Origin of the sequence: Chromobacterium subtsugae (assembly GCF_001676875.1) — a bacterium.
In the GTDB taxonomy this organism is placed as follows: Bacteria; Pseudomonadota; Gammaproteobacteria; order Burkholderiales; family Chromobacteriaceae; genus Chromobacterium; species Chromobacterium subtsugae.
On record NZ_JYKA01000003.1, the window covers coordinates 211,216 to 227,236 of the forward strand.

The following is a 16,021-nucleotide window of genomic DNA, read 5'->3' on the forward strand; positions in this document are numbered from 1 at the left end:
CATGGACGCGCTGATCTACACCGCGATGAGCGGCGCCGACCGCATGTTGAAGGCGCAGCAGATCCACGCCAACAACCTGGCCAACGCCGAAACCGGCGGCTTCCGCGCCGACATTGACGCCGCCACCAGCCAGGCGGTGCCTGGCTACGGCTACGACGCGCGCCTGCTGAGCCAGAACGCGCCCACCGTGCTGGACAGCCGCAACGGCGCGGTGGTGGAAACCGGCCGCGATCTGGACATCGCCTTGCAGGGCGATGGTTTCCTGGCCATCGCCGCCCCCGACGGCAGCGAAGCCTACACCCGCGCCGGCAGCATGACGGTGGGCGCCGACGGCGTCCTCAGCGTCAACAACCGGCCGGTGCTGGGCGACGGCGGCGCCATCACGCTGCCGGAGGGCTTCACCAAGGTCAGCGTCGCCGCCGACGGCACCGTGTCGGTGCTGAATCCCGGCGACACCGAAATGCAGCCGGTGGACAAGATCAAGCTGGTAAAGCCGGAGCCGAACGCGGTGACCAAGAGCGCCGACGGCCTGATCGTCAGCCGCCAGGGCCTGCCCTTGCCGGCCGACGCCAGCGTCAGCGTGCAAAGCGGCCATCTGGAGCGCAGCAATGTGTCCGCGGTGGAGGAAATGGTGGCCACCATGACGCTCAACCGCAACTTCGAGATGCAGATGAAGCTGTTCAACGCCGCCAGCGACATGAACGAGGCGGGCAACCGCCTGGTGCGCGCGTAAGCGGCCAGCGCAACGATTTGGAGAATTCAGCATGAATCCGGCATTGTGGATCAGCAAAACCGGCATCCAGGCGCAGGACGCGCGCCTGACCGCCATCGCCAACAACCTGGCCAACGTCAACACCACCGGCTTCAAGCGCGACCGCATGGTGTTCGAAGACTTGTTCTACCAGGTCGACAAGCAGCCGGGCAGCAAGGTGGACGACAACAACATCTCGCCGTCCGGCGTGCAGTTGGGCAACGGCACCCGGCTGGTGGGCAGCCAGAAGGTGTTCACCGAAGGCAACCTCACCACCACCGGCCAGTCGCTGGACGTGGCCATCGTCGGCCAGGGCTTTTTGCAGGTGAAGATGAGCAACGGCGAAACCGGCTACACCCGCGCCGGCCAGTTGCAGCTGAACGCCAACGGCCAGCTGGTGAACGCGCAGGGCCTGCCGCTGGAGCCGGAAATCACCATTCCGCCCACCGCCACCAAAATTTCGATCAGCGAGACCGGCGCGGTGTCGGTGACCGAGGGCGGCAGCGGCACGCCGACCAATGTCGGCCAGATCACCCTGGCCAACTTCATCAACCCCACCGGCCTGTTGGCGCTGGGCGACAACCTGTTCCAGGAAACCGCCGCCAGCGGCAACCCCACCACCGGCAATCCGGGCGCCGACGCGCTGGGCAAGCTCAAGCAGGGCAGCCTGGAGGGTTCCAACGTCCAGGTGGTGGAAGAAATGGTGGACATGATCGCCGCGCAGCGCACTTATGAAATGAACACCAAGGTGCTGTCCGCCGCCGACAACATGCTGCAGCAACTGGGCCAGGCGGTGCGATGAGGCTGATCCGCCTTGCGCCGCTGGCGGCCTTGCTGCTGGCGGCTTGCGCCCAGTTCCAGCCTGCGCCGCCGGAGGCGGATCCATTGCCCGATCTGTTGCAGCAGCAGGCGCAGACCAGCCGCGGCGGCGGCGTGTTCACCCCGGCGGGCGCGCTGTCGCTGACGTCGGACAATCACGCCTTCCGCGCCGGCGACGTGCTGACCGTGGTGCTGGAGGAAACCACCCAGGCCAGCAAGCAGGCCGGCACCAGCTTCGGCAAGAAGTCCGGCGCCAAGGTGGGCCCGACGCTGCTGGGCAATACCACCTTCAACGCCCAGGTGGGCATAGACGCCAGCCGCGATTTCAACGGCTCGTCCACCTCCACCCAGCAGAACGCGCTGGCCGGCTCGCTGACCGTGGTGGTGCACAAGGTGCTGGCCAACGGCCTATTGCAGGTGAAGGGCGAGAAGCAGCTGGCGCTGAACCAGGGCGAGGAAACGCTGCGCCTGTCCGGCTATGTGCGAGTGGAGGACATCGACACCGACAACCGCGTCTCCTCGCTGCGCATCGCCAACGCCCGCATCGGTTATTCCGGCACCGGCGCGCTGGCCGACGCCAACAATGCCGGCTGGCTGATGAAGTTCTTCGCCAGCCCGCTGATGCCGTTTTAAGGTTTGCCATGAAACTAGGGTTTTTCCGCCGCCTGCTGGCGGTTGTGGTGCTGGCGGCGTGCGCGCCGCTGGTTTGCGGCCAGCCGCTGCGGCAGATGGTCAACGTCGAGGGCATCCGCGACAACCAGCTGATAGGCTACGGCATCGTCGTCGGCCTGGACGGCACCGGCGACAACTCGCAGGTGAAGTTCTCCGGCCAGTCGGTCGCCAACATGCTCAAGCAGTTCGGCCTGAAAATGCCGGAGAAGACCGACACCCGCGTCAAGAACGTGGCGGCGGTGATGGTCAGCGCCAGCCTGCCGCCCGGCTACAGCCGCGGCCAGACCATAGACGTGACCGTATCGTCGCTGGGCGACGCCAAGAGCCTGCGCGGCGGCACGCTGCTGCTCACCCAGCTGAAGGCGGCCAACGGCGAGGTGTACGCGCTGGCCCAGGGCAGCGTGGTGATAGGCGGCTTGTCGGCTCAGGGCAAGAGCGGCTCCAGCGTCACCGTCAACACCCCCACTGCCGGCCGCATTCCCAACGGCGCGTCGATAGAGCGCGAGATTCCCAGCGACTTCGAGCAAGGCGACAGCATACGGCTGAGCCTGCGCCGCCCCAGCTTTGAAACCGCCAGCAATGTGGTCAAGGCCATCAACCAGAGCTACGGCAAGATCGCCAGCACCCGCAACGCCACCACCATAGAAGTGAAGGCGCCCGCCGATCCCACAGAGCGCGTGGCCTTCGTCGCGCGGCTGGAAAGGCTCAATGTCAATGTCGGCGCCGAACTGCCGCGGGTGGTGTTCAATTCGCGCACCGGCACCGTGGTGATCAGCGAGGGCGTCACCGTGCGGCCGGCGGCGGTATCGCACGGCAGCCTGCGGGTGGTGATCTCCGAATCCTCCCAGGTCAGCCAGCCGGGGCCGTTCAGCAACGGCGACACCAAGGTGGTGCCCAATTCCAACGTCAACGTCGAGCAAGGCTCGGGGCGTATGTTCAAGTGGCCCGCCGGCGCCAGCCTGCGCGCCATCATCGATGCGGTCAACCGCACCGGCGCCACGCCGGACGACATCATGGCCATCCTGCAGGCGCTGGACCAGGCCGGCGCCATCGACGGCGAACTGATTGTGATTTGAGGAAAACGGCGATGCTGAACAACGATCTGCAAAACCAGAACCTGCCGGCCGGCGGCGACGCGCCGGTGGCGCCGGCCAGCGCCGAATACCGCAAGAAAGCGGAAAAGGCCGCCGAACAGTTCGAGGCGCAGTTCGTGCGCGAAATGTTCAAGCAGATGCGCAAGACCACCCGCGAGGTGGCGGGCGAGGACAGCGTGTTCGCCAACTCCATCAACGGCGACATGATGGACCTGGCCGACGGCGCGCTGGCCGACCAGCTGGCGCACCAGCGCATTTTCGGCGTGGCCAACGCCATTCTGGCGCAGCTGCTGCCGGCGGATGGGAATATTGCCATTAAGCCGCCGGCGGATGCCGTCGCCAGTCAACAGCAAGGCCATGACAATGGCCAGGGGCTGGCGGCTTTCGCCACGCCGATGTTTCCCCTGAACAAGTGATGACAGCCAAACCATGCGCATGATCAACAACGCGCTGTCCGGCGCGCAGGCCGCCCAGGTCGCGCTGAATACGGCCAGCCAGAACATCGCCAACCAGCAGACGCCCGGCTACTCGCGCCAGGGCGTGGTGCTGACCACCCAGGCGCCGGGCATGGGCGACCCCACCAGCGCAGGCTACGGCGTGGCGGTCGGCAGCGTGCGCCGCTTCAGCGACGACTACCGCAATCTGCTGCAATGGCAGGCGGCCTCCAGCCTGGGCGAGCAGTCGTCCGCCCAGCCTTACTTCACTCAGCTGGAGAAGGTGATGGGCAGCGACGGCAGCAGCCTGTCCAGCGGTTTCGACAAATTCTTCGCCGCGCTCAACGCCGCCAGCCTGGATTCCAACACCATGCGCGACCAGGTGGTGCGCGAGGCCGGCTCGCTGGCGCAGCGCTTCAACAATCTGGACGGCGTGCTGACGTCGCAGCTGGCGGCCATCGCCGAGCAGCGCCGCGCCACGCTCACCCAGATCAACAGCGTCACCGCCAACCTGGCCACGCTCAACGACAAGCTGATGTCGGCGCGCGCGCAGGGGATCAACACTTCCGGGCTGGAGGACGAGCGCGACCGCCAGATCGACGCGCTGTCGTCGTTGGTGGAGGTGAGGGTGGTGGCGCAGCCTGACGGCAGCAAGAGCGTCAACCTGAAGAACGGCCTGCCGCTGGTGGCCGGCGACAGCGCCGCGGTGCTGGACAGCGAAGGCCAGCCGGATGGAACCCAGCAGCTGAAGCTGGTTTTCGGCACCGAGAAGTATGCGATTCCGGGCGGCGATCTGGGCGGCCAACTGGGCGGGCTCAACCAGTTTGAAAGCGACAATCTGCGGCCGATCCAGACCCAGGTGCGCACTTTGGCCGGCGAGCTGGCCAACCGCGTCAACAGCCAGCTGGCCAAGGGCTTCGATCTGAACGGCCAGCCGGGCAAGCCGCTGTTCCAGTACGATGCCGGCGCCGCCCATGGCCTGCTGCAGACCACCGGCATCGCCGCCGCCGATTTGGGTTTCTCCGCCGACGCGGCCAAACCCGGCAATAACGACAATCTGCGCGCGGTGCTGACCATCAAGCAGCAAACCTTCCCCTTGGCCGGCATCGGCCAGGTGACGCTGGGCGACGCTTATTCGCAGATGATCGGCCACCTCGCCATCTCCAGCCAGCAGAACCAGTCGGCGCTCGACACTGCCAATGTGATCCGCGCCGAGGCCGAGAAGAACTGGCAGTCCACCAGCGGCGTCAACCGCGACGAAGAAGCGGTCAACCTGATCGAATACCAGAAGATGTACCAGGCCAATATGAAAGTGATTTCGGTAGCCAACCAGCTGTTCGAAAGCACGCTGGCCATCCTGTAAGGACAAGCATGCGTATCTCCAGCAACCAGTACCGCTCCACCCTGCAGCTGGCCATGCAGAACACCAGTTCCGGCATGGCCGACCTGCTGCAGAAAATGTCCAGCGGCAAGAGCATGCTGGCCGCCTCGGAAAACCCGATCGCCAGCGTGCGGCTGCTGCGTCTGCAGCGGGAGGAGGCTTCGCTCAAGCAGTATCGCGACAATATCGGCGCGCTCAAGTCGCAGTTGTCGAAGAACGAGGCCCTGCTCGACGGCATCAGCGCCAATCTGCGCGACGCGCGCGACATCCTGGTGGCGGCGGCCAACCAGCCGCCGGCAGAGGACCTGAAGGCGATGGCCGCGCCGCTGACCAGCCTGCGCGACAGCATTCTGTTCGCCGCCAACACCAAGGACAGCGAAGGCCGCTACATGTTTTCCGGCAGCGCCATCAACACCGCCACCATCGCGGTGGATCCCAGCCAGCCGGCCGGCAGCCGCTACAGCTTCGCCGGCAACACCGACAGCCAGCTGGTGACGGTGGGCGAGGGCGTGACCCAGTCTTCCAACGTCACGCTGCAGCCGATGGCGGGTTTGCTCAACCAGCTGGACAAGGTGATCGCCACATTGCAAAGCCCGACGCTGGACAACAAGGACCCGGCGTTGGGCGCTTCCATCCGCGGCGTGATGGACGGGGTGGACGGCGCGCTGAGCGAAGTCAGCGGCCGCATCTCCGAACTGGGCGGCTCCCAGAACGTGCTGCAGACGCTGGACGACAATCACAATAGCCTCAGCCTGGCCAACCAGCAGAGCATTCTGGAGCTTGGCAGCCTGGATTACGGCACCGCCTATATGGACATGAACAATCTGTCGATGGCCTTGCAAACCAGCCAGAAGGCTTACGGCAAGGTCAGCCAGCTGACCCTGTTCGACGTGATCTGAGTCCGCAGCCATGTCCAGCACGCTCAGCTCGATCAAGCATGCCGGCGCGGACAAGCGCTGGGGCAAGGACGGCGCGGCCATCGCGCCGGCCGCCAGCCGCGCCGTCGCCGGCGGCGGCCGCCCCGCGCTGGCCAGCGCCCAGCCGTCGGCCTCCGCGGCGGCGGGCTGGCGCTACAGCACCCAGCTCAACGAACAGCTCACCGCCGCCCAGTGCGCGCAGGGCTTCGTCGACGACATGCTGCGCCAGCTGGAGGATTTCAAGGGCAATCTCAGCCTGCAGCTCACCCAGCGGCGGGTGGACGATGACGGCCTGGCCGCGCAGCGCGATCAACTGCAGCAAAGCTGGTTGCAGCGGCAGGACGATAGCGCCGGCAGCTTGGACGGCCAACTGCGGCTCAGCTTGGGCGCGCCGTCGCGCCAGCTGTTCTCCGCGCGCGGCCTGGACCTGGACAGCCTGAGCCAGGGCCAGCCGGAAACCCTGGTGTTTTCCGGCGGCGGCGGCGCGCCGGCCGGCGCGGTGAGGGTGGGCGACGGCGTCGGCCGCGAAGAAGTGCTGCGGCGGCTGAACCAGGCTTTGGGGCCGGCTAGCGTGCGCTGCGAGCTGGACAACCATGGCCGGCTGGGCTTCAGCTGCAGCGAGGCCGACTGGAGCCGGCTGCGCGACAGCCTGGCGGTGCGCGGCGGCGGCGTGCGTTTTCCCGGCGGGGTGCCGCAGCCGCTGGCGCTGGATGCCGAGCCGCCGGCTCTGGCCCCGGCGCAGTGGCAGGTGGGCGACCACGCCCAAGTGCGGCAAACGCTGCAGGGCGTGCTGCGCGCCATCGCCCAGCTGCAGCAGACGCGGGCCACCATAGGCAACGCCATCGCCGAGGCGCGCCAGTCCATCAGCCAGCTGGCGCGGCAGGATGAGCCCAGCTGGGCGGACGGCTTCGTCAGCGATTTCAACGCCCGCCTCAATCAGGGAGGGGACTTCGGCCAGCTGCAACAGCTGTTGCCGGCCTTGATGGGCATCAGCCGCTACCGCGTGTTGTCGCTGTTGTCGCTGCGCTGAGCGCCGACGCCGGGCCGCTCCGCTGGGGCGGCTTTTTTTTGCCCGGCAGGCATGCCGTCTTCATACTTCCTTAATGTGATGATGTCATAATCAGCGATTTTGCGAAGGAGGCCGCCATGCGCAGCCGCTGTTGGCCGCTGGCCCTGATTTTGTCGTCCACGCTGGCCCGCGCCGATTTCACCATTCCCGGATTCGAGCTGGTGCATACCGCGCCGCAGCATGCGGGGCTGGACACACCGGATTTGCGCGACCCGGCCGTAGTATGGAGCGAGTTGTTCGACTCCGCCCGCACGCAGATCGTGCTGGAGCAGTTTTACGCGGCGGATCAGGCGGGCAGCAAGCTGACCCAGGTGATGGATCGGCTGGAAGCCGCGGGACGGCGTGGGGTGAAGATACGCTTTCTGATGGAAAAGAAGGGCATGTTCGCCAGCGAGGCCGCCACCATCGCCCGCCTGCAGCGCATTCCCAATCTGGAATACCGCCAGCTCGACTACAGCCAGCTCACCGGCAACGGCATCATCCACGCCAAGTTCATCGTGGCCGACGGCAAAACCGCTTACGTCGGCAGCCAGAATTTCGACTGGCGCTCGCTCCAGCACATCCATGAAACCGGCCTCAAGGTGGACGACGCGGCGATGGCCGGCCGCATGCAGGCCATCTTCGAACAGGATTGGGCCGCGCAAGAGACGCTGGCCACCGGCGGCAAGGTCGCGCCGCTGCGCGCGGCCGAGCAGGCGGCGGACTTGTCGCAGCCGGCGACGCTGCTGGCCAGCCCCAACGCCTACAACCCGGACGGCGTCGGCGATTCCGAGGAGGCGCTGCCCAGGCTGATGGCCGAGGCGAAACGCGAGGTGCGCATCCAGCTGTTGGACTACGCGCCGCTCAGCTTCGGCAAGCCGCGGCAATACTACCCGCTGTTCGACAACGCCATTCGCGGCGCGCTGGCGCGCGGCGTCAAAGTGAAGCTGATGGTGTCGGACTGGAACCTGGAAAAGCCGGGCGTCGACTACCTGAGGAGCCTGGCGGCCTTGCCAGGCATGGAAGTGCGCTATGTGACCATTCCGCGCGACGGCGCCTGCATTCCGTTCGCCCGCGTCATCCACAGCAAGACCATGGCGATAGACGGCCAGATCGCCTGGGTGGGCACCAGCAACTGGAGCGGCGGCTATATGGACAAGTCGCGCAATCTGGAAGTAGTGTTGCGCAATCCGGCGATGGCGCAGCGCATCGCCACTTTGCACGAGCAGACCTGGTCGTCGCCGCTGGCGCGGAGCATCGAGCCCGGCAAGGCATACACCCCGCCGGACAAGGCCTGCCGCCAGGCGTCTTGAGCCAGATTCCGCGAGGCCGTCCGCCTGCGGCGCGGATGGCCAAAAATACGTCAAGCTCCCATTCTTATTACCAGTTTATCCGCTCTGTTCCGCGCGTCTGTCGCCGCGCGGGACGTCTCTGGCTTGCTCGGCCGCTAAAATACATTGTCATTTGTGGCTCGGCGGCCGCCGGCCATGCATCCCACCCACGGAGGAGAGAACAATGTGCGGCATCGCAGGTTGGATCAGCTTTGAGCGGAATGTGAGGGATTACCGCGAAGTCATCGACAATATGACGCGCACCATGCGGCTGCGCGGGCCGGACGCCGGCGGCGTATGGCTGGATCGCCACGCGGCGCTGGGCCACCGCCGCCTGTCCATCATCGATCTGGAAGGCGGCAGCCAGCCGATGCTGGCGGAGGAGGACGGCAAGACGCTGGCCTGTCTGGTATATACCGGCGAGGTGTACAACTTCCAGGAGCTGCGCCGCGAATTGATCGCGCTGGGCCACGGTTTCCGCACCCGCAGCGACACCGAGGTGGTGCTGCGCGCCTATCTGCAATGGGGCGAGGCGCTGACCGAGCGCCTGAACGGCATGTACGCTTTCGCCATCTGGGACGCGCGCGCCGAGCGGCTGCTGCTGGTGCGCGACCGCATGGGCGTCAAGCCGCTCTACTATTATCCGCTGCCCGACGGCGTGCTGTTCGGCTCCGAACCCAAGGCCATCCTCGCCCATCCGGAGGCGAAGCGCGTGGTGAAGGCGGAAGGGCTGCGCGAGATGCTGGATCTGGTGAAGACGCCGGAGGCGGCGGTGTTCGATGGCATGCGCGAAGTGCGGCCGGGACAGACAGTCACCGTGGACCGCGCCGGCCTGCGCAAGCACCGCTACTGGAAACTGGAGGCGCGCGAGCACGGCGACGACCTGCCCGCCACCATCCGCACCGTGCGCGAGTTGCTGGACGACATCGTCGAACGCCAGATCGTCGCCGACGTGCCCCTGTGCACCTTGCTGTCCGGCGGACTGGACTCTTCCATCATCACCGCGCTGGCGGCGTGCAGCACCGCCCGGCAAGGCAAGGGCAAGGTGCGTTCGTTCTCGGTGGATTTCATCAAGCATGGGGTGGAGTTCGCCTCCGACTACCTGCGCAGCTCGCCGGATGCCCCCTTCGTGCGCGACTTGGCCGCCCATGCCGGCACCGATCACCAGGAAATTCTGCTGGAAAGCCGTGATCTGGCCGATCCGGCGTTGCGCGCGGCGGTGCTGGGCGCGCAGGATTTGCCGCCGGCCTACTGGGGCGACATGCTGCCGTCGCTGTACAAGCTGTTCGAGGCGATCCGCGCCCAGTCCACGGTGGCGCTGTCCGGCGAGTCGGCCGACGAGGTGTTCGGCGGCTACCGCTGGTTCCACGACGCCGCCGCGGTGGCGGCCGACACCTTTCCCTGGCTGTCCGGCGCCACCGCCTCCTTCTTCGACGGCCAGTCGCTGGTATCGCCGGATTTGCTGCGGCAGCTGGACATGGCGGGCTTCCGCCGCGACAGCTACGCGCAGGCGCTGGCCGAGGTGCCGACCCTGGCCTCGGACGACGCCAAGGAAAAGCGCATGCGCGAAATCAGCCACATGCATCTGACCCGCTTCGTGCAGGGGCTGTTGGACCGCAAGGACCGGATGAGCATGGCGGTAGGGCTGGAGGTGAGGGTGCCGTTTTGCGACCACCGGCTGGTGGAATATGTGTTCAACGCGCCGTGGCGGATGAAGAATTTCGACGGCCGCGAAAAGAGCCTGCTGCGCGCCGCCGGCAAGGATGTACTGCCGGACTCCATCGTTCAGCGCGTCAAGAGCCCGTATCCGGCCACCCAGGATCCGGCATATGAGCAGGCGCTGCGCCAGGGCCTGGCGCGGGTGCTGGACGACGCCGCCGCGCCGGCGCTGCCGCTGCTGGACCGGGCCGCGGCGTGGAAGCTGCTGGACCGGCCGTTCGGCAAGACCAGCTCCGCGCCGGAGCGCGCCGGACTGGAAATGGCGCTGGGGCTGAACGAGTGGCTGCGGCACCATCGGGTGGTGCTGGATTTATAAGGCCGCGGCCACGCCGGGCGATGTCGCCCGGCGTGGCCATTCCCAAGAGAAGGGGGCTGGCTGCCATCCCAAGCGCAGAGCCCCGCCTTGGCGCCATAGGCCTCCCGCGCCGCGGCGCAAATCTTCATTTTGTCGGTCTGTTCTCATGCCTCCCAGGCCTGACTGCCCGCCGCTTGGCGGACGATCGCGCATGCCGCCCCCATTCCCGTTGCCCATGCGGCGCAAGGCAAGGCTCGGCTGGTCTGCGTCGAAAGGCTTTGCGCGTCGCCAACGGCAAGCCGTGGATCCTGAGTTCTGCAATATCGCCCAGGCGCAAACTGCGTGGCGATGGGCATCCGCGCAGATTTCCGCTGCTTCAGGCATCGGTCTTCGGCGCATGCCAGCCGCCGGACTGGGATCGGCCTGGATGGAAAGCGGCATCAGAACGCCATGCCAGCGGCGGTTGGTTGCAACGGGCAAGCTTAGGCTTCATTCGGAATAGCAATGGCTTGGGTGTTGTGTCGAATTCCGATTGGCGAGTATCGGATCAATTGAGTCTTGTTGCTCGCGTGTGGCTGGGATGCTTGTCTGGGGAGGGGCGTGACGCGTTCACTTGGGGATAGGCAGTAGGATGCAACAGTCCAGGTTGTTGTCATACTGGCTTATACTATTGTAGTATGCATATATATTTAATTATGATAATGTATTTGCCAATTGCGGTGAGTGGAATCCGAACGAATTTCGCCGGCAATGCCTTCCCGACGGAACCGGCCTCTGACAGCAAGCCCGACCGACGCGCGGGAGGTGGCGGCAGTAAACAGATGCCAGCTAAGTGGCCAGGAAAACGACTGGCTGACATTGCCCTCATGCATTGCGTCAGCAGTCTGCTCCATAGATTCAATCTATTCCTATATTTTGCTTACATTCTTGAGCGCGCGGTGTGCCTGAGTGTGGATTGCGCTCGGGTATTGTCGGAGGCGAAGAGAGTGACAGGCATGGCTGCTGCGCGCTGTTCTCGATACTGATCTGTTTTATGAAAAATATGATATGAAAAGCAAAAAAATACTCAGCGTATTGTTAGGATTGATGGCGATTATTTCATCGCAATGGTCCTTGGCGGATAATGACAATGGCAGAAACCTATATTCGCAGCGATGCGCAATGTGCCATGGGTCTGATCTTAAGGGGACGGGGCCGTTGGCTAATAAAAGCAATCCACCGACACCCGATATTACAACGCCAGCCTTCAAGAGAAGATTAGCAGCCTACCCGGGGGTTATCGTGTCATCTGTGATACTTCGGCCCAATGGTGATCTAATTCCAAAAACCTTGCAAGAGAATGGTGTGAGACTGTCGCCGTTTGCTTGGAGAATTAAAGATTTGCGTGATTTGAATCAGTATATGAGTGGCGTTATTTTAAAAAGTCGATGATTTTAAATCAAGTGATTGAAGCGTAACGCGAAGAGCCGTCATGTGGATGGTTGCAAGTAAATTATTCAGCGAAGAGTTAATTGGATATTTGGCATGGTCAGTAGTGTTTGCAGAAGGTTCTACAAATTTTCTAACTTAGGTTGATAAGCTCATGCGGACAAAGGTTGCAATCATAGGTGCGGGGCCTGCGGGGTTAATGCTGGGGCAGCTTCTTTCTTTGGCAAATATAAGCAACGTAGTGATTGAGAATCGCTCTAGAGATTATGTGGAAGGCCGAAGCCGCGCAGGCCAGATTACTCCTGCCACGGTCCAGATTCTTACCGAAAGCGGTGTTGGCGCGAGAATTCATTCTGAAGGAATGGTACATTCTACGCTGCAGTTTCATTATGAAGGCTCGACGCGTGAGTTGAATTTTCAAGCGCTAACTGGGCGCACGGTGACTATTTATGGGCAGCAAGAAATTATCAAGGACCTGATTGCCGCGCGCTTGAAGACGGAATTTCCACTGCTGTTTGACGCTGCAGATGTTCAGATTCATGATACTGACGGATTTTCGCCATATGTTTCATTTTCGCATGGCGGTGAGCAGCAGACGCTAGAGTGTGATTTTATCGTCGGTTGCGATGGCTTCCACGGTATTTGTCGACCGCATATCTCAGACTCTCTCACCCAGTTTTCGTACAACTACCCGTTTACTTGGCTTGCTGTTCTGGCTGAAATGTCGCCGATTTCGCCGGACGTCATTTTTTCCAGTCACGAGACAGGGCTTGCATTATTTACGATGCGATCGCCGAATGTGTCAAGAATCTACTTGCAGTGCTCGCCAGACGAAGACCCCAATGAGTGGTCTGGTTCGAGAATCTGGGATCTTTTGCAATTACGGTTGGAAGGCAGGCCTGAGAAGGTGAATGGCGGGGCAATCATTGAGAAAAGCATTGTGCAACTTAGAAGCTTTGTTGCTGAGAAAATGCAAAAAGGCAGGCTGTTTCTGGCTGGAGATGCCGCGCATATCGTTCCTCCTTCTGCTGCGAAAGGGCTGAATCTCGCGGTTTCCGATGCGAATATTTTGGCCCGCGCTTTTGAGCAGCACTATGGCAAAGGCAAGGAAGATCTTTTGTTGTCTTACTCTGATATCGCATTGAAGCAGATATGGCGGGATGTACAGTTTTCCCATTGGATGGCCATGTTGTTGCATCGTTTCGATGACAACTCTCATTTTCATAGACGTCTGCAGATAGCAGAGCTGGATAGGGTGCTTGGCTCTGGGCCAGCCGCGCAGAGTTTCGCTGAACTATGGGTTGGCAATCCGCCATTCGCCGCGTCGATTTAAATATAGAATTGCGCCATGGATCAAACACGAAAAATTCTGATTGTCTTGCATCAAGAGCACTCCACGCCTGGCCGAGTTGGTTTGCTGTTGCGTCAACTGGGATTCGAGCTTGATATCCGCAGGCCACGATTTGGAGATCTTCTCCCGCAGAATATGCGGGAGCACGATGGTGCGGTAATTTTCGGTGGTCCGATGAGCGCAAATGATAGCGATGCGTATATTCGTGAAGAAATCAATTGGCTGGATAAGCCGTTGAGTGAAGGGAAGCCGTTGCTTGGCATTTGTCTGGGTGCGCAAATGCTGACGCGGCATCTGGGGGAGCGAGTATATCAGCTTGATAATGGAGGAATTGAGGCTGGTTATTATCCGATAGCGCCGTTGCCGGCGGCGCACAGGATAACCGAAGACGCATGTGCCCCCTTTCCGGACTATGTCTATCAATGGCATAGCGAAGGGTTTGACTTGCCGACAGGCGCTACGCTTCTGGCCGAAGGCTCAACCTTTCCAATTCAGGCATATCGATATGGGCATAATGCCTACGCCTTGCAATTTCACCCAGAAGTGACTTATGAGACGATTGATCGCTGGTCGTCGCGTGGAACCGAGCGGCTCAAAGCGCCTGGTGCGAAGCCCGCATGCGAGCACTTGACTGATTGGCATCAATACGATTCAGCCGTTGCGGCCTGGATCAGCGCGTTTCTGCCAAAGTGGATAGCATCGCCAGCTTGAAGCCGCGCGACTGTATAGGGACTGATGCGCAATATCATCGCTAAATTGCTGGTATAAAAATTATAAAAACCAATCAGACTCATATTTTCATCAAATATGTCGGCTAGGAATGATTATGACCACCACCTTTCCGTTTCAAGAAGATGAATGCTTTTTTTTGATGCGTCGCAAAAATGAACCAACAGTACTTGCATGCACAGGAAAGGTAGAGAGGTTTCGCCATTTGGCGGATATTCCCATGAAGTCTGGGCTAGCCGATAGCCATACTTTCGATTCAGTCAACCTGATTCCATTTGCTCAAGCCCGAGAACGTGGCTTTCCTGTGCATGATGATGGGGAGCCTATCGTTTCTCTGCAAATCGAGAATTCGCAATATTTCCCGCTCAGCCAGTTTGTCGAGATGCTACCCAATGAACAGGTGGACATTTCAAATATATCGTTCACTACCGATCAGGCTGAATACGAAGCCATCATCAGAAATATCATCAACTGTGAAATCGGGACGGGGCAAGGCGCAAATTTCGTCATCGCACGGGAATGCGTCGCTCACATCGGCAATGCTGAGCTGAGTGGCATTCTCAGTATTTTCCGTTCACTGCTTCTGAATGAGTTCGGCGCTTACTGGACTTTCGCTTTCTATGATGGAGAGCATTATTATCTTGGCGCATCTCCCGAACGACATATTTCGGCTTCGTGCGGCGAGGTCATGATGAATCCCATCAGTGGCACCTATCGTAAAAATAGCGCATATGAGGTGGCGGAAAGCGAGAAGGATTTTCTGGAATTCCTTCAGGACGAGAAAGAAATTTTCGAGCTCTTCATGGTTTGCGACGAAGAACTCAAGATAATGAGCGAGATTTGCGATCAAGGCGGCTCGGTGATCGGCCCCATGCTCAAGGAAATGTCCCGCCTGATTCATACCGAATATCTGTTGGTAGGCAAGACGGACAAGTCGATCATCGATCTGCTGCGTCGCTCCATGTTTGCGCCGACGGTCACCGGCAGTCCGGTGCTGAGCGCATTTCGCGTCATCCACCGATACGAGAAGCAATCCAGAGGTTATTACGGCGCCACGATCGCCCTGGTCGGCCGCAATAAGGATGGCAGCGCGACGCTGGATGCGCCGATTCTCATCCGCACGCTTCAAATAGACCGGGCAGGCAAGGCGGTAGCCCGGGTGGGCGCCACCTTGGTTCGCGGCTCCAATCCGATGCATGAGGTGTGGGAAACGGAAACCAAGATTGCAGGTTTGTTCAACGCGGTCCGCAATGCAGGCAAGAGTCCGGCACCTCCCGAGCGCTTGTTGGACAAGATGGATCATGAGCAGATTCAAAGACTGCTGCAGTCCAGGAACGCGTATCTATCCCGCTTCTGGTTCGAATCGCAAGACGCGGACTTCGGAACGGAGCCATCGTTGCGCGGAAAATCCGTCACCATCGTGGATGCGGAGGATGATTTTTCGGTGATGCTCAAGCGTCTGCTGGAGCAGCTTGAGATGCAGGTGAGCTTGGTTTCCTTCGCCGACTACAACCCTCAGCTTCATCAGAGCGATCTGTTGGTGGCGGGACCCGGCCCAGGCAACCCTCTGGATAGCCAGGATGGCAAGATGATGCGCTTGCGCAATATAATCGCCGCCCGCTTGGAGAGTGGGCAAGCGATGCTTTGTGTTTGCCTGTCTCATCAGATTCTGTGCGACATCCTTGGCTTTCCCGTGATCACCAAGGCGGTTCCCTTGCAAGGCACGCAGCAAGTGATTGATTTGTTCGGGACTCAGCAGCGAGTGGGTTTCTACAATACTTACGTCGGATTGGCTACGCAAACGCTCGAGCAAGTCAGGGTGGCGAGCGATGAGGAATCGCGCGAGATACATGCGTTGCAAGGCGAGCGGTTCTTCAGCGTGCAATTCCATCCCGAATCGATTCTTACACCTCACGGTTTCGAGCTGACGCGGAAGATATTGAGCCGGCTCTTGCTGACGCGTCAGTTTGAAGACAGGGAAAGGCCGGTTTTGATCGGCGATGCCGTTCTGTGATCTGAGCCTGGGACGTGAGCGCTCAGCGCTTAGCCCCA

General features: G+C 61.5%; 14 protein-coding genes. All 14 read left to right on the forward strand.

The genetic code is table 11. The annotated features are described in order from the left end of the window. Position 1 precedes the first annotated feature (1 nt). Positions 2 to 733, forward strand: coding sequence for a flagellar basal body rod protein FlgF (locus MY55_RS04965; RefSeq protein ID WP_043577911.1), 732 nt, complete (start codon positions 2 to 4; stop codon positions 731 to 733). A 31-nt stretch (positions 734 to 764) separates the two neighbouring features. Beyond that, positions 765 to 1,553, forward strand: a complete 789-nt coding sequence (gene flgG, locus MY55_RS04970; protein ID WP_043577907.1) for a flagellar basal-body rod protein FlgG — start codon at positions 765 to 767, stop codon at positions 1,551 to 1,553. After that, on the forward strand, positions 1,550 to 2,203 hold the full coding sequence (flgH, locus tag MY55_RS04975; protein ID WP_043577905.1) for a flagellar basal body L-ring protein FlgH: 654 nt from the start codon (positions 1,550 to 1,552) through the stop codon (positions 2,201 to 2,203). The genes flgG and flgH overlap by 4 nt, the downstream gene beginning before the upstream one ends. A gap of 8 nt (positions 2,204 to 2,211) precedes the next feature. Beyond that, positions 2,212 to 3,318, forward strand: coding sequence for a flagellar basal body P-ring protein FlgI (locus tag MY55_RS04980; RefSeq protein WP_043577902.1), 1,107 nt, complete (start codon positions 2,212 to 2,214; stop codon positions 3,316 to 3,318). An 11-nt stretch (positions 3,319 to 3,329) separates the two neighbouring features. Further along, entirely contained in the window at positions 3,330 to 3,752 is a 423-nt protein-coding gene (locus MY55_RS04985; protein ID WP_043577900.1) for a rod-binding protein, read from the forward strand. Positions 3,753 to 3,765: 13 nt separating this feature from the next. Next, entirely contained in the window at positions 3,766 to 5,133 is a 1,368-nt protein-coding gene (flgK, locus tag MY55_RS04990; RefSeq protein ID WP_047236343.1) for a flagellar hook-associated protein FlgK, read from the forward strand. Between the two features lie 8 nt (positions 5,134 to 5,141). Continuing rightward, positions 5,142 to 6,050 carry a flagellin N-terminal helical domain-containing protein gene (locus MY55_RS04995; protein ID WP_043577895.1) on the forward strand — a complete coding sequence of 303 codons (909 nt, stop codon included), beginning with the start codon at positions 5,142 to 5,144 and terminating at the stop codon, positions 6,048 to 6,050. A 10-nt stretch (positions 6,051 to 6,060) separates the two neighbouring features. Next, positions 6,061 to 7,098 carry a hypothetical protein gene (locus MY55_RS05000; RefSeq protein ID WP_065202046.1) on the forward strand — a complete coding sequence of 346 codons (1,038 nt, stop codon included), beginning with the start codon at positions 6,061 to 6,063 and terminating at the stop codon, positions 7,096 to 7,098. Positions 7,099 to 7,214: 116 nt separating this feature from the next. Next, complete coding sequence (locus tag MY55_RS05005; RefSeq protein WP_047238309.1) at positions 7,215 to 8,429, forward strand: phospholipase D-like domain-containing protein; 1,215 nt, start codon at positions 7,215 to 7,217, stop codon at positions 8,427 to 8,429. Positions 8,430 to 8,631: 202 nt separating this feature from the next. After that, complete coding sequence (gene asnB, locus MY55_RS05010) at positions 8,632 to 10,482, forward strand: asparagine synthase (glutamine-hydrolyzing) (RefSeq protein WP_047238308.1); 1,851 nt, start codon at positions 8,632 to 8,634, stop codon at positions 10,480 to 10,482. Positions 10,483 to 11,508: 1,026 nt separating this feature from the next. Then, positions 11,509 to 11,892: a c-type cytochrome gene (locus MY55_RS22515; RefSeq protein WP_076098019.1), complete on the forward strand. Its 384-nt coding sequence runs from the start codon at positions 11,509 to 11,511 to the stop codon at positions 11,890 to 11,892. Between the two features lie 151 nt (positions 11,893 to 12,043). Further along, a complete protein-coding gene (locus MY55_RS22520; RefSeq protein ID WP_047238307.1) occupies positions 12,044 to 13,222 on the forward strand; it encodes a 4-hydroxybenzoate 3-monooxygenase in 1,179 nt (392 codons plus the stop codon). 15 nt (positions 13,223 to 13,237) lie between these two features. Then, a complete protein-coding gene (locus tag MY55_RS22525) occupies positions 13,238 to 13,951 on the forward strand; it encodes a glutamine amidotransferase (protein WP_076098018.1) in 714 nt (237 codons plus the stop codon). Between the two features lie 115 nt (positions 13,952 to 14,066). Then, on the forward strand, positions 14,067 to 15,983 hold the full coding sequence (locus MY55_RS05025) for a chorismate-binding protein (protein ID WP_167595286.1): 1,917 nt from the start codon (positions 14,067 to 14,069) through the stop codon (positions 15,981 to 15,983). Positions 15,984 to 16,021: the final 38 nt, after the last annotated feature.